Origin of the sequence: Pedobacter sp. GR22-6 (assembly GCF_037402555.1) — a bacterium.
Taxonomy (GTDB): domain Bacteria; phylum Bacteroidota; class Bacteroidia; order Sphingobacteriales; family Sphingobacteriaceae; genus Pedobacter.
Genome location: NZ_JBBEUC010000002.1, coordinates 306254 through 326684 on the forward strand (window position 1 = coordinate 306254; position 20431 = coordinate 326684).

At 41.3% G+C, this 20431-nt stretch carries 20 protein-coding genes and 1 pseudogene; 17 read left to right on the forward strand and 4 right to left on the reverse strand.

Annotation, left to right across the window (positions count from 1 at the left end; translation table 11 throughout):
- Positions 1 to 949 precede the first annotated feature (949 nt).
- The gene (locus WAE59_RS08945; protein ID WP_337855604.1) at positions 950 to 1663 is read left to right on the forward strand and encodes a hypothetical protein; all 714 of its coding nucleotides are present in this window, start codon (positions 950 to 952) and stop codon (positions 1661 to 1663) included.
- A 271-nt stretch (positions 1664 to 1934) separates the two neighbouring features.
- The gene (locus WAE59_RS08950; RefSeq protein ID WP_337855605.1) at positions 1935 to 2645 is read left to right on the forward strand and encodes a hypothetical protein; all 711 of its coding nucleotides are present in this window, start codon (positions 1935 to 1937) and stop codon (positions 2643 to 2645) included.
- On the opposite strand, the gene WAE59_RS08955 is transcribed toward WAE59_RS08950, so the two are convergent.
- Positions 2642 to 2920 (reverse strand): hypothetical protein, encoded by a 279-nt coding sequence (locus tag WAE59_RS08955; RefSeq protein ID WP_337855606.1) that lies wholly within the window; start codon positions 2918 to 2920, stop codon positions 2642 to 2644. The genes WAE59_RS08950 and WAE59_RS08955 overlap by 4 nt on opposite strands.
- Before the next feature lie 38 nt (positions 2921 to 2958).
- Positions 2959 to 3710 (reverse strand): annotated as a pseudogene (locus WAE59_RS08960) (type IV secretory system conjugative DNA transfer family protein); the annotation flags it as partial.
- Between the two features lie 171 nt (positions 3711 to 3881).
- Between WAE59_RS08960 and WAE59_RS08965 the strand changes: the two are divergent.
- Genes WAE59_RS08965 through WAE59_RS08975 form a run of 3 tightly spaced genes read left to right on the forward strand, consistent with a single transcriptional unit; the run spans position 3882 to position 5697 of the window.
- The gene (locus WAE59_RS08965) at positions 3882 to 4421 is read left to right on the forward strand and encodes a hypothetical protein (protein ID WP_337855608.1); all 540 of its coding nucleotides are present in this window, start codon (positions 3882 to 3884) and stop codon (positions 4419 to 4421) included.
- A 27-nt stretch (positions 4422 to 4448) separates the two neighbouring features.
- Positions 4449 to 4709, forward strand: coding sequence for a hypothetical protein (locus WAE59_RS08970; protein WP_337855609.1), 261 nt, complete (start codon positions 4449 to 4451; stop codon positions 4707 to 4709).
- The gene (locus WAE59_RS08975; protein WP_337855610.1) at positions 4687 to 5697 is read left to right on the forward strand and encodes an HNH endonuclease signature motif containing protein; all 1011 of its coding nucleotides are present in this window, start codon (positions 4687 to 4689) and stop codon (positions 5695 to 5697) included. Before WAE59_RS08970 ends, WAE59_RS08975 begins: the two co-directional genes overlap by 23 nt.
- 269 nt (positions 5698 to 5966) lie before the next feature.
- On the opposite strand, the gene WAE59_RS08980 is transcribed toward WAE59_RS08975, so the two are convergent.
- A complete protein-coding gene (locus WAE59_RS08980; protein WP_337855611.1) occupies positions 5967 to 6740 on the reverse strand; it encodes a DUF5655 domain-containing protein in 774 nt (257 codons plus the stop codon).
- A 947-nt stretch (positions 6741 to 7687) separates the two neighbouring features.
- Between WAE59_RS08980 and WAE59_RS08985 the strand changes: the two genes are divergently transcribed.
- The 5 genes from WAE59_RS08985 to WAE59_RS09005 are packed head-to-tail and all read left to right on the forward strand — an operon-like array spanning position 7688 to position 12825.
- On the forward strand, positions 7688 to 8803 hold the full coding sequence (locus WAE59_RS08985) for an adenine-specific methyltransferase EcoRI family protein (protein WP_337855612.1): 1116 nt from the start codon (positions 7688 to 7690) through the stop codon (positions 8801 to 8803).
- Between the two features lie 28 nt (positions 8804 to 8831).
- Positions 8832 to 9854 carry a DNA adenine methylase gene (locus WAE59_RS08990; RefSeq protein WP_337855613.1) on the forward strand — a complete coding sequence of 341 codons (1023 nt, stop codon included), beginning with the start codon at positions 8832 to 8834 and terminating at the stop codon, positions 9852 to 9854.
- Between the two features lie 2 nt (positions 9855 to 9856).
- Positions 9857 to 10405 carry a hypothetical protein gene (locus WAE59_RS08995; protein ID WP_337855614.1) on the forward strand — a complete coding sequence of 183 codons (549 nt, stop codon included), beginning with the start codon at positions 9857 to 9859 and terminating at the stop codon, positions 10403 to 10405.
- Between the two features lie 9 nt (positions 10406 to 10414).
- Positions 10415 to 11566, forward strand: a complete 1152-nt coding sequence (locus tag WAE59_RS09000) for an AAA family ATPase (RefSeq protein WP_337855615.1) — start codon at positions 10415 to 10417, stop codon at positions 11564 to 11566.
- Complete coding sequence (locus WAE59_RS09005) at positions 11563 to 12825, forward strand: 5-methylcytosine restriction system specificity protein McrC (RefSeq protein ID WP_337855616.1); 1263 nt, start codon at positions 11563 to 11565, stop codon at positions 12823 to 12825. Before WAE59_RS09000 ends, WAE59_RS09005 begins: the two co-directional genes overlap by 4 nt.
- A 164-nt stretch (positions 12826 to 12989) precedes the next feature.
- Here WAE59_RS09005 and WAE59_RS09010 read toward each other — a convergent pair whose 3' ends face one another.
- Positions 12990 to 13568 (reverse strand): RNA polymerase sigma factor, encoded by a 579-nt coding sequence (locus tag WAE59_RS09010; protein ID WP_337855617.1) that lies wholly within the window; start codon positions 13566 to 13568, stop codon positions 12990 to 12992.
- A gap of 447 nt (positions 13569 to 14015) precedes the next feature.
- Between WAE59_RS09010 and WAE59_RS09015 the strand changes: the two genes are divergently transcribed.
- The 7 genes from WAE59_RS09015 (at position 14016) to WAE59_RS09045 (ending at position 20426) form a co-directional block, all read left to right on the forward strand.
- Complete coding sequence (locus tag WAE59_RS09015) at positions 14016 to 14375, forward strand: hypothetical protein (RefSeq protein ID WP_337855618.1); 360 nt, start codon at positions 14016 to 14018, stop codon at positions 14373 to 14375.
- A gap of 651 nt (positions 14376 to 15026) precedes the next feature.
- Positions 15027 to 15971: an RteC domain-containing protein gene (locus WAE59_RS09020; protein ID WP_337855619.1), complete on the forward strand. Its 945-nt coding sequence runs from the start codon at positions 15027 to 15029 to the stop codon at positions 15969 to 15971.
- Positions 15972 to 16127: 156 nt separating this feature from the next.
- Positions 16128 to 16628 (forward strand): hypothetical protein, encoded by a 501-nt coding sequence (locus WAE59_RS09025; protein WP_337855620.1) that lies wholly within the window; start codon positions 16128 to 16130, stop codon positions 16626 to 16628.
- Positions 16629 to 16814: 186 nt separating this feature from the next.
- A complete protein-coding gene (locus tag WAE59_RS09030) occupies positions 16815 to 17102 on the forward strand; it encodes a DUF4134 domain-containing protein (protein ID WP_337856549.1) in 288 nt (95 codons plus the stop codon).
- Between the two features lie 92 nt (positions 17103 to 17194).
- Positions 17195 to 17539 carry a DUF4133 domain-containing protein gene (locus WAE59_RS09035; RefSeq protein WP_337855621.1) on the forward strand — a complete coding sequence of 115 codons (345 nt, stop codon included), beginning with the start codon at positions 17195 to 17197 and terminating at the stop codon, positions 17537 to 17539.
- Positions 17532 to 19991: a TraG family conjugative transposon ATPase gene (locus tag WAE59_RS09040; protein ID WP_337855622.1), complete on the forward strand. Its 2460-nt coding sequence runs from the start codon at positions 17532 to 17534 to the stop codon at positions 19989 to 19991. The genes WAE59_RS09035 and WAE59_RS09040 overlap by 8 nt, the downstream gene beginning before the upstream one ends.
- Before the next feature lie 48 nt (positions 19992 to 20039).
- Complete coding sequence (locus tag WAE59_RS09045; protein WP_337855623.1) at positions 20040 to 20426, forward strand: hypothetical protein; 387 nt, start codon at positions 20040 to 20042, stop codon at positions 20424 to 20426.
- Positions 20427 to 20431: the final 5 nt, after the last annotated feature.

Genomic DNA, 20431 nt, shown 5'->3' on the forward strand with positions numbered 1-20431 from the left:
GGACTGAAATCCATGTGTCGCCGGTTCGATCCCGGCCCATACCACACTTAAAAAAAGGCCTTTTTCAGCACGAAGAAGGCCTTTTTTGTTAAATCGACATTCTTTTAGATCGATTTTTCTATAAAGAGCTGATTCAGCCAGAGCGAAAAAAACATGTTTTTTTGTTTAATGGATAAACCGCACCAAACTGATCCCACGTTGCCAAATCTAAACTGACCCCTTTCACCTTTAGAAATCAGATTGTTATCTTGGATCTTGAAATATGCGAAGAGGGGTCAGTTGTTTTGGATTATCCAGTTAAGCTCATTTTCCAATAAAAATTACCTTCCTCCTAAAATATTTACAACCGTTAGTTGTCTGCGGTTCTGGGATTACTACCTCTAGCGGTTCGTTCAGTCTAAATATTGATATTGCCTTATCAATATTTGAGGGAATTCTAGAATCTCGTAATGCTAAAGCAAGTTGGTTATCCAGGTCAAGAACAGTCTCGATATTCGAGGTATTTAATAAATGCATGCCTTCCTCTGCGAATTTTATAGACGCTTCGAACTCTCCAATAAAATGTACTATATTGAATCCTCGCTGAACGCTTTTATATAATTTTAACATGCTTAAAACTTTGTCATGATATTTTATAGAATATCTCGCCAGTCGTTTCTTAAAATATATATCGAATCCCGTTGCTTTGCAACTGCTGATTCTCCCACATTTTGTCAGTTCGGAAGCTGTGAGCGTCGTATTCGCCGCATAAATCGAATCGGGAGTCAGATATCATGAGAAGTAAAAATCAATTTGATGATTTACAGAATTTTGCATACTTTTAACCCTAATCAATAATACGCTACTCTCTACTGCCAACCTACCCAGTTCTGGGCTAATACGCACTAAAGTTTAGCGCTTAAATTCTAATTATCAAAATAAACGAACCAATTCTCTTTAAATAACGATTATGAAAAAAACAGTTACGCTCTTTATTATTCTTTTGTCTGGCATCAATATTTATGCCCAAGAAAATATTGATTTATTAACATATGAAAACAGCCAAGACATCAATTTTTTTAGCTCAATTAAAAATGGTGCTCAAGTAAAACAGTATATAACAGTTAGTAAGAATAGTGTAAAGGTAGGTGATACTTTAATTTTAGGAACGCCTACTTCTGAGGAAATGAGCACAAGGACCTACTCCGGCAGTTATGGTACTAGGGCAAGAGGGGGTGTAGCACAATCAAGAAGTACTTCCAAAAAAACTTATGAGTTCATACAAATGGGAAGACCCGCTGGGTTTGGAAGTATAATGTCTGCTATGAGCGGGGATGCCCAGAATATGGCAGCTAATAGTTTAAAAAACACTACTGTTGTTGTTAATGAAATAAAAACATATCATAGAGGTAGTAAAAACAAACCTTTGTACGTCGTTATGGTATTAGGAGAAATAAATGGTAAGGCTTTTGGAATAAATAAATTTTTAAGTGTAATGGATACAGAGTTAGCTATTGAGTCTAGTGAAATTTTATTGAAAAATAGAAAAATGACTAGAGATGAAGCTATTGCTAAATTGAAAGAAGCCAAAGAATTAACTGAAATCGATATGATGAGTAAAGAAGATTTTGAAAAATTAAAAAAAGAGCTTGCTCCAATTATTACCTCTAAAGCGAAAGAATAGCACTCCCCATGATGCTTTTGGCCGCGTATAAATTTTCCGTTCTAAAACCCTATGAATAATTCGCACCAAATTGGTCCAACGTCGCCAAATCTAAACTGACCCCTTTTTCCTTTGGAAATCAGATTGCTATCTAGGATTTTGAAATTGGTGATTAGGGGCCAGTGATCTTGGATTATCCAAATAAAACTAACCATTCCTTCAACATAACAACCTGGCGAGAATTTGAATTGGCCATCTCCAGCTCTTATATTACGAGGATAAATTGACAATCATGGAATCAAGTAATCAAAATATTCAGCCTTCAGTCCCTTCGAGCATCGGACAATATCTCGATTTTGCAGATTACCTCAGCAAAATAGTTCCTGCCCTAGGTTTAATCGCCTTGCTCTACGGAAACCTACGGGCATTTTTCTTCTACCTGATGTTCTCCGTAAACATCTATGACTTCATTGACCTGGAAGAAATATTGAAGCTGGCAATTAAAGATCTGTTGCCAGCCGGATTAATTTTAGGAATGATATTGCTTATGAGGGCTACCACAAAATGGTTTGGATTAACCGCATTCATCATAGGGCTAGCGTCCATCATCTTTTCGTATTACCTCATCTTCAATTCCGAAAGTCCTCTAGCCTCCGCCACCGCTGAATGGATTTCCCTAGGTATCGTACTTGTCATTTTTGTTATATTTTTCATAAAGTTTTATAAGGAAAATGTGAAGGCAGCAATAATCGCAGGACTTTTTTCAATCGTATTACTGCCTTTTCTGAGTTCCAACGTCCTAGCGACCTTAATTTTGAATACCGAAATTTATGATGGAAAATCAATCACACTGAATGATGGAAAAACCATTACTTCCGATCGAAAGCAAAAGTTTATTGGTAAGACAGGTGACTACTTTTTTTTCTTCAATATAGACCAGCGAAATACGACTGCCTATTGCATGGATGATGTTTCGTATTTGAATATCGGTTTCACATTTTAACCTTTTACATCATGCTGATTATTCATGGAGACTGTAGGAGCCTGATCTGTATCCAATAACTTATTTTTTGCGGACGAAACTATCCTTTTCCCTTTGCCCGAACCATTTCCCGGATGATTCACATCATCAAGGTGTTTGACAGTTTGCTGAACACAATCCGGGACTGCGCCGCCAATCATCTTCTCATTTGGTTCCCGCTGATTCTCGCCTGCCGGTGCAAATGCATCGTCAACCTGAGGATCCCTGAAATCTGCCAGCTTTCCGAGTTCCTCCACTAATAAGTCCTCTGGCTTTTAATTCAATCATAATTGGTTGCGACATCTTTCCCGTAATCCTTGCGCAACTGACTGAAATCCTGAACCCCCAGCGTCTTGCTCACCTTCTAACTCCGGGCTGTAGCGATCAGGCTATCCATATTATTAAAAAATATCGTTGGAAACTCATCGAAGATGAAACTGCTCTTCAACTGATCCTTCCGATTTACCAGCTTAATCATACAGGAAACCTATAAAGAAAGCACTGGTCCGTAAGTCTGCAGTTTCTGCGGATTGTTGCCTATACAGATCACCTTCGGCTCCAAAGAATTGTTGATATCCAGCGTAAAATCATTACCGTTCAACACCCAATATAGCTGTGGCGAGGCAAGCTTGGCCAATCCGATTTTAGCACTCGCCACCTGACCTTCTAGCCGTGCTTTAGCTTTATTCTGCCAGGCCGAGATGAAGGAATTGATCAGCGCCCTGATCTCAGACTCTATTTGTAAGATCGCGAACAAATGATCGTGTTCCGACTGCTTCAACTCGATCACATGCGGTAATGTACAATACTTTCCATCTTTGTATTTTTTCAGGTACCAAATGATCGCTGTCAGGAAGTTAACTGGTGACTCTACGAAAAAATCCCCCAGCTTCTTAATCCGCTCCCGGTTCAATCCCAATAAGATCGTTCGTGCAGACTCCATCGCATATGTGATATCTTCCATACTTTCCTGATACAGCGGGTAACAGCGGTGGGTATGCCGGGCATCGTCTGGATTGATCACATAAATCTAGGCTTCACCTGATAGTTTCCCTCGTACAGACACAATCTCATTTGAAATTATAGTGACTGAGCGATTCCCTGACATGATAGAACAAGTATTGCTTGTCTTAACAATTTGATAATGTAAAACAGACAAATTGTGCGGGAATTCGTGCATATTTTTATGTTAATCATAATCTAAAAATTAAAGCTCAAATGCTCCTCAAAAAAATTATCCTGTTATGTACGCTGTCAGTGCTAACGCTAATTTTATCCTGTAAAAAGTCAAACCGACCCGATCAATTACCTGAAGTAAGTACAGAGGGAAAAAATACTTTTGGCTGTTTGATTGATGGAAAGGTGTTTGTCCCAAAAGTACGTTTCAATAGTCCGCTCAGTTTATCGGCCTATTATGCGGGTGTTCCTGTCCCTCAATTGAGTATAACCGCCCCCAGAGATGAAAGTGAGCGTAGCAGGATTACCTTATATTTACAGTCACAGGGAATATTACTATCCGAAGGTGCTACATATAGATTGGGGAGTCCAGGAACGACTGGGGTTGTTTATGCCAAGTATGTTCATACCGTTGACCTGGAGCGTATATCTTACGGAAGTTCACCTGATTTGAATGGCGAATTGCATATTCTTAAATTAACATCTAAAATAATTTCTGGTACGTTTAGTTACGACGCGGTCTCTTCAGAAGGGAAAAAAGTTGAAGTCAGAAATGGCCGTTTCGATCTTTCATTAAATTGATTTTCTCAAATTATCGATAAAATTGATGTGAACCGACAGTATTTTCACATCGCTCCCTTGTCATTTTATCAAGAGAAAATCATTAAGTATCTCAGTCAATTGTTTGACGCAAATGTTTCCATACCTGATGACATTGTACATAAGGATGCTTATATCGGTGCATATCTGGAGAAAGCAAACGAAATCCTCGAAAATATACAGCAACAGCGCTATGATTTTCAGAAGTCATTACCAAATTACATTCTAGATGTAAATTCGAGAAATAATGACTGGTGGACACTCAATTGAAGATTTTATCCGAGAAGTGGATTGCATTTATAAAAATGAGCGGTATTCTGTTCGTGACAATGGTGCTGTTTTGCGCCATCCCGGTAACAGTGTGCGTGCCCGTTCAGCGGATAATACTTGGACTTTTGGAAGACCAAATGCAAAAACTGGCTATTGTGAAGTGTGTTCTGTCCGCGTCCACCAGATAGTGGCTATGGCTTTTCACGGGGAGCGGCCAAGCACCGGGCATGTGATTGACCATGTCGATACGAATAGATGTAACAACCGGCCAGAGAATCTCAGGTACGTAACCAGGTTGGAAAACATACTGCTCAACCCGATTACAGCGACACGCATTTCTTATATTTGCGGGAGTGTGGAAGCATTTTTAGCTAATCCGGCTGAATTTCGTGATGCTTTCCGGGACCCAAATTACACCTGGATGACTACGGTTAGCGCTGAGGAAGCGAAGACGAGCTATGAGCGGATGATGAAATGGGCCGCAGGCGGTAAAGTGTCGGGTAAAGTGGCTGGTAGCGGCACATTAGACAGGTGGATCTTCAGCAGGGGGAACGGGCAAGACGTGGAATTATACGAAGAATTCCAGCAGCCTGACCCCACACCATCCTTAACTGCAAATGCAGCACAGCGTGACTGGAAAACCCCTTCAGAATTTCCCTGCTGTCCGCAGGAGTTTACTGAACCAATTACTGCATATGTGGAAAGCCTAAAAGAGGGCAAAGTATTCTGCCGTAATCAATGGTACACCTCGATCGTGGTAAAACATGCGGTCCTTGACGGCGGGGAGTCAATATACGTGATGAGCGAAAACGCGGATGAGAGTGGCGCTATTAAGCCCTGGGTGCTTGCTGAAATCACTTTCGAACAAGGGCAGTTCGTGCATATCAATCGAAGAAACTTTTTTTCAAGAGAGGGTGCGGAGAAACAATACATCCTTGCCCAGGGGCTTGAATGGACCGGTGAGGACAGCATCGATGATTATTGTTAAATAAGGTTACTTTAACATTTGAATTGACTGTAGGATCATCGCCGATTTATATGTGTCAAAAAATACGTATGTTGCGAAACAATCCGATCTCTCAAAAAATATTATATGGCAGGAGTGGCGTTTGTCGCCTAAAATAGGTCTTCTAGAGCTCTTCGATAAGCCCTGAAAATGGACATTTTCTTTGACGGTTCTTGGTTGAAAAGTTGCTTGAAAAATAGTTTCTAGCAACACGCCAAGGTCATCATAAAGTATTACCAGGATGATAGAGGTTAAATGCACTGTCTGACCAGGCTCATGATGTATTCAAGGTTTTTGTTGTCTTCGATAAGTATTTCATAATCGCCGTTTCCCCAGTGCCCTACCGCGGCCACATTCCTAGCGATGTGCTTTGGATCCTCCAGCTGCCCCTTTTTTCTATTGATCCACATCTTTATGCCCTTTTTTAAAATAGTGATATCGGCGATATTGCTTTTGCCTCGTTTGAAGCTGATATATTCTTTTTTCGGGATGAATTCCAGATCGTTGTCTAAATTTAAAATTGCATGTTTGAACTCCTCATATAACTCAACACTAAACTCGCTACCGCGCGTGGTCAAATCTTCTTCCTGGTATACCTTGATTTCCTTGGTGACCTTGGATATCTCCGACTGGCTGTCGACTTTCTGTAGTGGCTTTATGCTTGGAGCAGATTTGCTTTTCTTGATAGGGTTTAAGACTACAACGTCATTATCAAAGCGTTTGATTTCCCAAAGCTCTATGGACAGGTCCTTAAAGTTGCTTGATTGGCGCTGAAAGTCTGTAAAAGAAGGCGCTACAAAAACTACCTTGCTTTGCGACCAGTCGACATCGGTTCTTTTCAAAACATTATTTTGGCTTTCGTTGTATTCGACGATGAAGTCTGCCTTGTATTCCAACATTAAGTTGAGGTAGGACACACCCTGGTCGATCACGCTATAGTTCCTGTCTCTTTTGTATTCAATAATGACGAAAGCATTGGCTTCCGGGTCAAAAGCAAGGGTGTCGAGCCTGTTACTCTTAAGCATGAATTCTGACTTTACCATTGTCCATCCAGTAAGGACATAAAGGTTTTTTTCGAACAAAACTTGCATCTCGCGCTCTAACGCGAAGGGCTTCTCGGTTAATGCTAGTAGATTGTCACTTTGGTTTACATACAAGAGCATATTTAATTAAATGAATTATATTTACTGGATTTATTAACGTTTCTAAGTGATTGTGAAGTCAACAGTTCTTATCTAATATATTTGGGAGGTTAACTTTATCAAAACAAAATTAAGAGAAAAATCTATTTAACACGCAGATTTGGCTCTTAAATGTCACGGTTTATTATTCGTTGAGGAACCTGAAACATCAGGGGGCTATTCGTAGATATCAGATCAACTTAAGATTTTATGAAAGCAGAAAGGCCCTTAATCTAACTATTAAACTCAAAGATGGAAAGATAAAGTTCCCAAGTCATGTCAGAACCTGCAGGAACTTTATAAATTATTTGAACGGGCAATACTCTCCTCAGGTGATTACGGGCAACAAATATCCGAAAATTCCAGATTGCAAGCTGGAAGCTAATCATGAATATTAATTGTCGAGACTTAAATCATATGATTGTTTGCTAATTTCGTTAGTATTTTTGTAACTTTGATGCCAAGTGATTAGATGTGATGAAGTGGGTAGGAAAAGTGTAATAAAGACTGGCCTTTGGAAGTAATTCTTAACAATACGAATTTAAGAAGAATTTAGGAATTGTTGCTAATTAACTATTTCGTGATCAAATTTGAATGCTCCCGAGTATCCTGATATCCTTATCAGTTGGGTAACACTAATCCTTATACGAGAGAAACTGCGCTAATGCTATTCCGTTACTAGAAAGTAGCAAAAATTTTAGTTATTTTTAGCACATATTTAAGATTGATGTGTCGTTAAATTCCAAAAATTATAAACCCTTAATCATCATGATTGATGTTTAAAATACAACATGAAAGCGAACGATAACGAATATTTCCAAGAAGAACCAACACTTGAAATCACTTCTTTTCAAGTACCGAATTTGACAAAAAGTAGTACCACATCTAGCCGAAATCAAGATTTTCAAAATGCAAAACAAGGGAAAAATGACGAATTCTATACGTCCCTCGAAGATATAGAACTGGAAATGATTCATTACACCAACCACTTTAGAGGAAAGGTTGTTTATTGCAACTGCGATGATCCACGGGAGAGTAATTTCTTTCGATATTTCTACAACAATTTCGAGACAATTGGATTAAAAAAATTAATAACAGCATGCTATAGTAGCGTAAACTCTGATTCCTTTGAAAATGACTTGTCTGAGCAAGCGGTATATCTAGAATATAGTGGTAGGGAAAGTAGCAGTACGCATTCAAAGGATGAACTTGTATATACCAAGCAATTTAAAGGAGATGGTGACTTCCGTAGCGCCGAAAGTATTGAACTACTACAGCAAGCAGATGTAGTAGTGACCAATCCACCATTCTCACTTTTCAAAGAATATTGTGCCCAGTTATTAGAGTACAAGAAGAAGTTCATAATTATTGGAAATATGAATGCTGTAACTTACAAAAACATATTTCCGCTATTTCAAAAGAATGAAATGTGGTATGGACCGAGTATCCGCAGTGGAGACAGAGAATTCCGTGTGCCATCTAATTACCCCCTAACAGCCTATGGAACAAGAGAGGATAAAGATGGTAATAAATACGTTCGAGTTAAGGGAGTTCGGTGGTTTACCAATCTCGATTTCCCAAGCAGACATATAGACCTTACTCTTGAAAAAAGCTACTGTCCTATTAAAAACCCAAAATATGCAAACTGTGATGCGATAGAAGTTTGTAAAACTAAGGATATACCCTACAATTATGACGGCCCGATGGGAGTGCCTATTACTTTCATGGATAAATACAATCCCGATCAATTTGAAATATTGGGTTCTAGCAGAACCTTAAGCCACCCAATGTCTGACATAGCTGAAAAAGTGACGTACTCACAAGGGGGGCCACGCTTTTATTTGCCCAATGGTGATGGAACTTATCGACGGATGTATGAGCGGATAATAATCAAAAGAAAACAGTAATTTTAACGGATTCAAAGAAAAGAGATTTATGTCGTTCCGTTATCTTGGTAATAAGACAAAACTATCAGAATGGATAGTTGGAGAAATAAGCAGGGTTATTCCCGCTGGTTCATCAATTGCTGATCCAATGTGCGGTACTGCTTCCGTCTCGTTAGCCCTGGCGCAAGCTGGTTACTCAGTTACGGCTGCTGATGCCCTTGCGTTTCCAGTTATCCATGCTCGATCCCGGTTATTAGCTAAGCAGGCACCAGCTTTCAAAGCTTTTGGTGGACATAATAAAGCATTGGATTGGCTACGTTCGATCCCTTCTATAGAGGGATACTTCTTTAGGGAATTTGGTGATGCTGGAAGCCCTGCTAATGGGCGTCAGCCTCGACTATATTTCTCGGCCTCTAATGCTGCACGTATTGATGGAATTAGAATAAGTATACGGGATCTTGCAAGATCTGGAACTATTAATAAGCTTGAACACAGTTTATTGCTACACTCCTTAATTCGAGCAACCAACAAAGTTGCAAACATAAGTGGCACTTTTGGCTACTTTTTAAAAGAACTTTCAAAGAATGCCCAAAATCCAATTACTTTCGAATCGTTCCAGTTTGAGCAAACGCCAGGTAGTCATTCAGTATTAGAAGGGCCTATTGAAAAACTTGCTTCAACTCTCTGTGTCGATGCTGTATACCTTGATCCTCCTTATACGAAACGACAATATGCAGGGAACTACCATATCCTTGAGACTTTAGCTCAAGAGGATGAACCGATTGCTGTGGGCGACGGCGGTCTCCGCCCATGGAAAGAACAGGCCTCAGATTTTTGTTATCGCCGCTCAGCTGGTAATGCTTTTCGTAACGCCTTAAAACAATTAGATGTTCCTCATATATTTATATCTTATAGCCAAGATGGCCAAGTTCATGAAGATGAACTTCTTGCTATTTTAAATGATTTTGGAAAAGTGACATTACACGAGCAATCTTACAAGCGATACCGTAGTAACAACAAAGTGAAAGATGACATTTTATTGGAGCGCCTTTATCATATAGAAAAAAAATAGTCATGCCTAAGAAATTAAATATTGAACGCATCTGGTGGCGGAGCGTACAACCAGGAGAATTTTACAACATTGAACGTTACCATAGGATTAGTGGTGGTGGCGGGTCCTTATATATTGAAATTCCCAATTCTATGGTTCATGGTACTCTTGATTTTCTGGATCTTACAGAAGCCGGTTTTAATTCTTTGTCCTCGTTTACGATACAAGCTTCCGTAGTTGGGGATCACCAAGTATCTGGTCCGATAGAGTTTCGTAGTAAAGCAGGTGGGCGTATGCGTATAGCAAACCAGAATCGGCAACAGCCTAATACACAACGCCATCCGGCATGGACGTCTATGCGTAACTTCCCCAGGGCCCCTGATGATGTGGCAACCAGAGAAGAAGCTATGGAATATTTTCCTGATGGTGGATTACGTATCTATATCGCTAAGACTTTCGATGGGAAATACTATGCAGGTTTTACGAAAGGGCATCGGCCTCCGCATATGACAGATGACCATCCGATGTTTGAATTGTATAGCAATAAAGTTGGCGGGATAATTAACTCATAAAGATTCAAAATGACAGATCAACTTATCAATGTTCTCAGCTCATGGGAGAAAGGGCGAAACGTACTTTTGTATGGCCCCCCTGCTACAGGTAAAACAAGGCTTATCAGTGAGCTATTTCAAGTCTTAGGAAAACCGCCCGAGAGTGAGAAAGGTATAGTTCTTAATCCTGATGATGCACTGACGCCGTTTAGCAGGCCGGAACTGATGCTACCTATTCCACAGCCCGTAAAAGTTGTATGGACTACATTCCACCAATCGTATACTTATGAAGATTTTGTATTAGGTCTGATACCTGAGATGACAGGATCTGGTACAAAGCTCAAGCCATCAGCTGGAGTTTTCCTTGATGCTGCATTAGAGTTGTTAGACACTACATCCGAGTATAAGTCAATAGTAATCTTTATTGACGAGATAAACAGAGGTAATGCGGCTCGTATTTTTGGTGAATTCATGACTTTTCTGGATTTCGATTACCGTGATGAGGGTCGTTCTCCCCTTCCATTGCCCCTTAGACAGCTCAAGTATATTAACGGCCAAAGTGAAATAATTTACCGAGCCGAGGGGAAAGAAGCCCAAATCCCTGCGGGGTTTACATTTCCAAAGCATATTTACATTGTCGCTACTATGAATAGTGTCGATCGTGCAGCAGTACCCATTGACAGCGCGCTGTCACGTAGATTCGATCGAATTGAGATGCGGCCTAATTTATCAGTTCTTGCACATTTATGGGAATTGGAGGAGAGTTCAATTCCTCAACCTAGTGACGATAACTGGCAAAATTTAACTCCTTTTGAAACTGCATATCTGCTTCTCGACCGTTTGAATCTGGCCATTGCAGCTGATCTCGGCTGTGAGTTTGAGCTTGGTCATGGCCTCCTTACTCAACTGAAAGGTAATGAATCCGATGATGTTTTATGGCAAGATTTAGCTAAGGCATGGGATGAGGTTATTTATCCTCAACTTGAAGATAGATATTCTGGAAGACCGGAACAATTAATCGAATTACTTCGCGTTGATACTCCGCCAGCGGCAGGTACTTATGCATGGACACTTCGAACAGCACTAGGTAGCAGTATACGCGTTAGAACTCTCACGCCTGTTCGTGTTAGCGAACTTAACGCTGAGGAAATAGAGCGGTCATTTAGATGGCTAACTCGTTGAAGACACACAGACGAATTCGACTTCAAGAATATGGTGAAGCAGTAGTTCTTGGCGTTGATGAAATAGATATTTCTACTCTGATCGAAGCAAGTAATCGGTGGAAAAGGATTCTAGGTCTTTCCAACGAGCCTTTTAAAATAGAAAACGTCGGAGGTGGCCAAATTCAATTGCGTGCAGAAGCAGTAACTGGTGTTGTTAGAGTGGGAACTACTGACATCGAGATAGCTCCGAAATTTCTAGCTCTAAATGAAGGTAGCTGGCAAAGTACACTTTGGCAAATACTTACAGTAGTTGAAGGTGGTCATATTGATGAGAGTATAACATCAGCTCATTTTGGTGCATCTTTAGCAATTCCCGACCTTCTCGCAGAAATGTTCTTGGGATCATATGCCCGAGGTTCAGCACGTGGTCTACCTCGGAATTATTTATCAGAGCAAAACCAAGGCAATTGCCTACGGGGTGCGTTTGATGTATCGCGCATAGGTGAATGGATTTCCCGCCCTTGGCTCGTACCTTTTATAGCTGATTACTTTACAGACGATTCTAGCTTAGCAAGGTTACTTCGTTGGTCAGCAAATTGTCTCGCAGCAACAGTTAAGTTACCAGGTCGAGCTAAAGCGTTGCGTGAGATTTCAGCGAGCCTTGCTCATGTAGGGAAGCGCCCGCCTCACCTTATAGAGGCAAGAAGAATCCAACTTGGCTCCCAGCACCAAGGGCTTGAAGCTGCGAGATTGGTAGGGCTCTTACTGTTAGAAGGAGCGGGTGTAAATCATGCTAGGGGTGAACATTCCCTGTCTGGTTTTTTATGGAGTTCAGATAAAATTTATGAAAATTACATCTTCTGGTTATGTCAACGAGCAGCAAATCAACACGGAATGAAGGTCACTAAGAATGAAATTACTTTAGGTCATATACATCATGGAGAAGGTAGTAGTTTAAAGACAACCCCTGACGTCGTATTTCGTAATCACATTGGCAAGCCAATCGCGGTGGCTGACGCTAAGTACAAGATACTTGGATCTCGGCCCAAAGCATCAGATATTTATCAAGTATTCACTGCAGGACATATTCTAGGATGCCAAAAAGCATCTTTAATTTATCCTTCATCTAATAATCGAGAGCTTACAACTTGGCATATACCTTCTGGCTTGGGTGGAAAAGATATTGTGTTAACAGCACTACCAGTTAATTTAATGAATCTTTCAATGGTTGATGGGCAGAAAGCGTTGATAGATGCTATTGGTTCTTGGTTAAAATAGCATGTAAGTTGTTAATACAGTGCTATGTTAGTAACCATAATACCAACTTATGAAAAAGACAGATTGAAAAGCCGAATATTTTCGTTTTGGTGGAATTAATTATCTACACAACTGAAAGTTTTTTATATAAAGGACGTGTATATTTTATAAGACCTTCCAAGGAATTATGTGATAAATAGCAGGCCTAGCTTTGTTCTCAGAATTTTCAATGCATTTGACACCTGCTTTGAAACATTTTCCTTTGAAATATTTAATGACTCAGCGATTTCCTGATGTGTCATGCTCTCATTTCTGCTTAATTCAAAAATTGCCCTCATTTTTTTAGGCAGCTGGTCAATTTGCACCTGTATATATTCTTTTAACTGTTTTTCCCTTATTAAATGATCCGAGGTCGAAACTTGTCGAGTTGATATATATTCCTTTAGGAAAGAGTGGTATTTCGTTTCAACCTTCTGGTGCAAAAAGTGATCTACGATCTTGTTGCGAAGACAGGTGTATAAAAATGCTGAAAAACTTGTGTTAATCTGTAGGTTCTCCCGACGTTCCCACAGTGAGATAAAAAGATCTTGGACAAAATCTTCTGTTAAATCTTTATCCTGTACCTTTTTATAAGTAAAGGCAATCATCAATCGTGAATACCGCCAATACAATTCTGTATATGCATTATGATCCGATGATCGAAGAAGGGTAACCAACTCCGAATCTGAAAAACTATTATACTTTTTTTTATCCGCCGACATCATTGTAATCTTTAAGTTTAACTAAAGACGTAGATCGCCGACGAAATAATGATTAAGGGGCGGCTTGATGTTCCGTCTTGCTGCGAATGGGGCACCGCTAAGAGCCTTGAGCGTAGCAAGCTGATAGGAACACCGCCCCTTAACCACATAATATGGTTAGGGACAGTGTGTTTTTACCTACCATCTCACGCTCATTGGAAAATTAGCGGTTTTCATTTCGCGAGAATCCTGTAAAAACTCTGTCTGTAAGACTAAAAAGTTTTTAAAAATATGTTTTTTAGTGGACTGTTCCCAGTCCATTTTCATTTTATATAATAATTAGTTTAAATGTTTCTAATACTAAACTAATATACCATAAATATTCCAAACCACCAAAAATTGGTAGTTCTGTTTCTTTTATTCGGTAGCCAAGTAGTGAGTGTTATATTGAAGCATTCTGAACTTTGTTTTATGAACATTCCTATAGGTAAATACATTAGTCAGAAGCTCCGCTCTAAAGGAATTCTCAACAAAGATGCGGCGACGTTTATCGGCTTATCGAAATCTGCCTTTGAAAAAATATTAGCTCAGAATGATATCTATGGGTCAAGATTACTGAAATTATCGGCTCTTTTAGATGAAAATCTTTTCGAATACTATGAAAGCGAGGAGCCGATAGCATCCTATCGAAAAAAGGAGTTGGAGGAATACGAAGCTAAACTAACGTCGTTGAGCGAAAGGGTAGAACAGCTCACCAAACGCGTGTTAGATCAGGAGGAAGTCATTCGTCTTTTAAAAGAAAAGGAGCAGTTCTTGAATCCTTCAAAATAATATTATTTTATTTTTCTAAAATTTGCTATTCAAGTTGGTTGGAGGGGGAGAAAGTATATACTTTAGTCAACACAAAACGAAAAGATAATGGGGTATAGGGATGGAGTTCTCTTGCCCCTTTTTTTATGCAGAAAATCTTTGAATTTCGATTAGGGGTTTTCCCCTAATTTGCAAATTAGGGGTATTTCCCTATTGCATTTTTGAGTGCTTAAAGCCCATATTTGGATTGAACCAAGTTTGTTGCCTATGCTGTAAGATTTACTCATTCTCCATCTGTGAAAGTTGTTGCCGGTCAACGGGCAGGGTGGAGCTTTAATTAATCCCTATTCAATGAATCAAAGTATGACTTCTCCGTTTCATGCGGATGGCCCTGAATTTAAGCCAGGAGCTGGTTTAAATGCGCTTTTCAATCTTAAGTTTTCTAAAATTCAAATGTTGAGGTTTCTTTACCTGCTCTGCTGTTGCTGGTTAGTTAGTCGCTGTCCCGGGTATTTTAACTCCGGGTGATGAATCAAAGTCATCATACAGCGCACCTTGCAATGCTAAGTTTGAATTCCATACTCAACTTATGCTTCGTCTATAGTTATGCATCTTCTGTTGCGCAGAGAGTACACGCTCAGTTCTCAGAATCTTAAACTTAAACTATAATTTATGACACAAGTAATGTATGAAGAATTGCTAAGGCAATTCAGTTCAGCTATTGAAGCTTTACCGACTAAAGAGTTGAAACCTGTGAAGGCGTTGGCGCTTTACCTTTCCCTGATCAGAACCCATTTGTTGGGGTTGAAAGAATTGATGTTGGAGAAGGGCTTCTCTTCCTTGGAGGAAGAGATCTGGTTTTTCAAGGAATTGAAACCGAAATTTTTGTCTGAGCAAATCTATCGTTTTGAATTGTACACCCTGGAAATGAAACGACCTGTGGGTACCGTAGATATGGTTCGGTCGTATCTGGAAGATGAGCTCCGAATTGTACAACGTTTCTTTCAGCAATATGCTTTTTTATATCAGTACTACCGTACTGAAGCTGTAGAGATGGATCATACTTATTTCCTGCGCAATGTCGAAATCCCTGACACATGGGTAGTAGATATTCCGGACCTGGATGCAGGTTTCTCTACCGGAATGGATCATTTATTCGCCAAGTTTATGGCCTACGAACGTTTGCAGATTTATTTACTTGAAGCAATCCAACATCCTTTTCCTATGGTGCATGAAGAGCCGGGCAAACAGCGCCGCAGCCGGGAACTGCGCTGGACTGGCGATGCCATTAATGTGGTTGAACTGGGTTTCAGTTTATATGATACTGGTCAGCTTAATGAGGGGAAGGCAAGTATTACAGAAATTTTTGAATGGCTGGAAGAGCAGCTTCATGTTTCGGTTGGTAAACCTCATAAGCGTCTGGAAGAAATCGACGCCCGCAAGCGGATCAGCAAAACTCATTTCCTGGATATGGCTAAGATGGCATTCCTAAACCGGCTTGACCGCAAGAATGCTTTTGATCCGGAAAAAGAAGCTTCACGCCGCCAACGTGCGGACAAGCGGCAACGTGACTGGGAGAAAAAGACGCGAGCGGCAGAAGAAGGAACTGGATTATAAGGTTTTCTGAAATGCCTTTTGCAGCGCTTTAAATGCTGTTTTTATAAATACTTTTCGGGAGTTCCGAAGGTACTCCCGAAGCAAAAACTGGCTATTGCGACAATTTTGCTGCTGTTATTCCGGGGCAATGTCGCACCGGAGCTAAAGCAAAGAGATATGTTAAAAGCATTTACATGGCCTGACTTCTTACTGGCCAGCATTTTATTGAGCCTGATTTGGTACGCGCTGGTCTGGCTCCTGTATTTCCGCAAAAAGAAGGTTCCGAATAAGGATGCCTTGCCGCACCGCTGGCAACAGCAGGTAGACGACTTAGCTGAAGAAGATGATCTGATGGGTACTTCGGTACTGGATCATGGGGTGAGTGTGGTGGAAGCGGATGAGTTTTCCTTCTCGCCCGAAAGCGACGAGGGCGGTGTTCCGGATCGTTTGGACCAGATCGGATTGATTGCAGATGCGCAGCAGGAGATCAGGAGCATATGCAGATTGCTGGAAACCCAGGATGGAGATAAGGAAGATTTTCAGGCGCTGTTTGGTGTGTTGCGTACCAAATACCCTGAGCTGAAGACTAGCCCGCAACTTGCGGCATTCAACCAATTCATCCGTGAACAGGTGCCTTTTCAATTGACGGAGGAAGAGTTGGAGGATCTTTGGATCTAGTCTCTGAGTGGATGCGATAGGATTGCTTTGGTTTTCCATACGAAAAAATCAGGCGGCGTGTAAGGCTGCTTTTCGGGAAACATAAAACAATTTTTAAACATGAAGAGAAAAGAGATGGAGCCTTCGGAGGTTCAAGTTAAGCCTGGGTCAGGCAAAGGTATCGCTGCACGGGGATGGCTGTTGTCAATGGCATTGCTAGCGTATAACATGCTTTGCAATGTAGCCACAGGCTTTGCCCAGGATGGTAATGCTGGCATCGCCGAAGCGACCAGTAAGGTCAGGGGATATTTTGATGCGGGTTGTGACCTGATGTATGCGATCGGTGCGGTAGTGGGTGTGATCGGTGCAATTAAGGTTTTTAACAAGTGGAATGCCGGGGAGCCGGATACCAATAAGGTCGCGGCCTCCTGGTTTGGTTCCTGCATATTCCTGGTCGTAGTGGCAACGGTGCTGAAGTCCTTTTTTGGAATATAGCACCTGAATTTTTAACCGATTGACGTGTGCGGGTGGCAAGCCTGTTCAAGAATGGCAGCGCTGCCCGCCTCGTTGATACAAAAAATGATTTTATGAGTTCAGTATATCACATAAATAGAGGCATCAATAAGCCGATTGAATTCCGTGGGCTGTATGGACAGTATATTGCTTACCTGGCGGTTGGGCTGGTCGTGCTATTGATCACCTTTGCCATCTTGTATATCATAGGAATGCCATTGATGGCACTTGTGCCCTTGATTTCGGGATTGGGTGCTGGCTTATACTTTTCTGTAACCAGGCTATCCAAACGGTTTGGCGTACATGGTTTGGGCAAGTTTATGGCCAAACGTGGTCTTCCTAAATATTTGAAGTTTCGATCCAGGAGGGTATTTACAAGCTTGAATTCAGGGGCTGGAAGGGGGGAGCGAAATGATTGAAATTGAAAAAATACTTCCGATCTGGAAGGTAGAAGCCAATGCGATGATCTCTATGTTTGGCGATGTGACCATCGCTTATGAAGTGACTTTGCCAGTAATTGGTACCCAGTCAAGTGCTGACTTTGAATCGCTGCATCAGTCGCTGGTGAAAGCGATCCGGGTATTGACGGATGGAACAGTGTTTCATAAGGCAGATTGGTTTCAAAAATCAAAAGTGAAGGGTACCGACCAGCTGGGAAACGTCTTGAACAATGCGGCCGGGCAGTTTTTTAAAGGCCGAACCTTTTTAGATCATCAATGCTTTATTTTCCTGACCCAAAAGCCTAAAGACAGAAAATTGTCTTCTTCCGCTTATTCAAACATTCTGCGCAAGTCGGTTGCGCCGGTCAGTAAAGCCGATCAAAAAGTGTTGGCTAATTTCTACTCATCCTGCGGGCAATTTGAACGGATTTTACAGGACAGTGGATCGGTCGGATTGCGCCGGCTAAATGGCGATGAACTTGCAGGAACGGCAAATCAACCAGGGATTATTGAAAAGTATTGTTTCCTATTAGGCAGGGGACAACAGTCGGTGATCAGGGACATTCATATTGAAAACGAAATTCGGATCGGCGATCAGCATTGCCAGTTGTATACTTTGGCAGATGCGCTGGATTTGCCGGCACTTTGCGGGCCCAGGATCAATTATGATAAATATTCTACCGATAAGACCAATTATAGTATTGGTTTTGCGACGCCTTTGGGACAGTTGCTGGATTGTAATCACGTTTACAACCAGTATTTATTTATCGGAGATGCCCAGAAAACGATCAGGCTGCTGGAGGCTAAGAAACTTCGGCTAAATGCTTTGTCTGCTTATTCGCGTGAAAATGCAATCAGTCGCGATGCCTGCAACGATTTTTTAAATGAAGCGATTGCTACGCAGAAGCTTCCCGTAAAAGCTCATTTTAATGTGCTGGCATGGACGGACAAGCGGGAGGAACTCGATGAACTGAAAAATAAGGTGGGATCTGCTATGGCGGCTATAGCTGCGGTTTGCAAGGAAGAAACTGATGGCGCAGCTCAGATCTGGTTTGCCGGTATGCCTGGCAATGAAGGGGATTTTCCCATCAATGATACTTTCGACACTTTTGCCGAGCAAGCCGCCTGTTTCCTGAACTTGGAAGGAAGTGTGCGTTCTGATTCATCAGGCTTGCGGCTCTCCGAGCGACTAAATGGGAGACCGGTTTTGGTTGATTTGTTTGATCAGCCCATGAAAACAGGTTTGATCACCAACCGGAATTTGTTTTGTTGTGGCAGCAGCGGAGCCGGAAAATCAATGGCCATGAACCACTTGCTGCGTTCCCTGTATGAGGTTGGGGCACACTGTGTGACCATCGATATCGGTGGCAGCTATAAGGGGCTTTGTGATGCAGTGGGTGGTTATTATTTCACGTATACGGATGAAGACCCGATCCGTTTTAACCCTTTTTATATAGGTGCTGATGATTCATTGGATGTCGAGAAAAAGGAAAGTCTGAAAACCCTGCTCATTGCATTGTGGAAGAAAGACCCTGAGGATTATAACCGGAGTGAATATGTTGCCATTTCTGTCGCCATTACGATGTATTACCAATACCTGTCAGGCAACCGGGACGTCTTTCCTTGCTTCAACTCCTTTTATGATTTCCTGATGAAAGAATACTTAGTCGTATTGAAGAACGGAGATGTGAAGGAGAAAGAATTTGATGTGGCGAATTTTCTATATGTATTGAATCCTTATTATAAGGGTGGGGAGTTTGACTACTTACTCAATGCCAGGGAAAATCTCGATCTGTTGAATGAACGTTTCATTGTCTACGAGCTGGACAAAATCCGCAGTCATGAGATCCTTTTTCCGGTAGTCACGATCATCATTATGGAAATGTTCATTTCCAAGATGCGCAAGCTGAAGGGAAAGCGTAAGATCCTGGCCATTGACGAAGCATGGATCGCTATCGCCAAATCCGGTATGGCCAATTTTATAAAATACCTCTACAAGACGGTTAGGAAGTTCAACGGCATAGCCGCCCTGATCACTCAGGAGGTCGAGGATTTGATCTCTTCGCCGATCATCAAGGAAACTGTCATCAACCTTTCAGATATCAAGCTGCTGCTGGACATGAGAAAGTTCATGAACAAGTTTGATAAGCTTCAGGATGCTTTAGGACTCTCCGATAAAGCGAAGACATTGCTCTTGTCGCTGAATAAGGCCAATGAGCCTGGTCATCCCTATCGAGAAATTTTCATTGATCAAGGGGGGCAGCAAATGAACGTTTACCGCAACGAACTCTGTTTGGAGGAATACTTGATTTACACGACTGAGGAAACAGAAAAGATCAAAGTAGAACAGTATGCGCTGAAATATGGTGACATCTACAAAGGGGTTTGTGCCCTCGCCGCCGATATACGCAGTTGTAAAGTCAAATTATAAATAGCCATTAGCATCCATCAGCATTTTTAACCTTAAAACCATTAAGAAATGAAAAAGAACATCAAAATCCATCCACAAATCTCAATCGTCTTTCTTGCCTTGATCTGCCTGTTCCACGCTTCATGCACTGGTGATTTGGACATCACTGGTACCTATGTGCATCATGCAGAAAGCGAATTTAGCATCGCTGACGATACAATTATTGTAGCACTTAGTCAAGACCAGGATTACCTCATCAGTAAATCAACAGGTTATCGTAGCCTGGACGAGGCAGGGAATCAGGGACCGCTGGTGCTAGAGAAAGAACACCGGAAAGGCAGGTATAATCCGGACTCAGGAATTCTGGAGGGAACGGGTAAAGGTGGTACGATATCATTTGATAAAACGGAAAAGGTACTGAAGTTGGGGGCCAACGTCTATCTAAGGATCAAATAACAGAA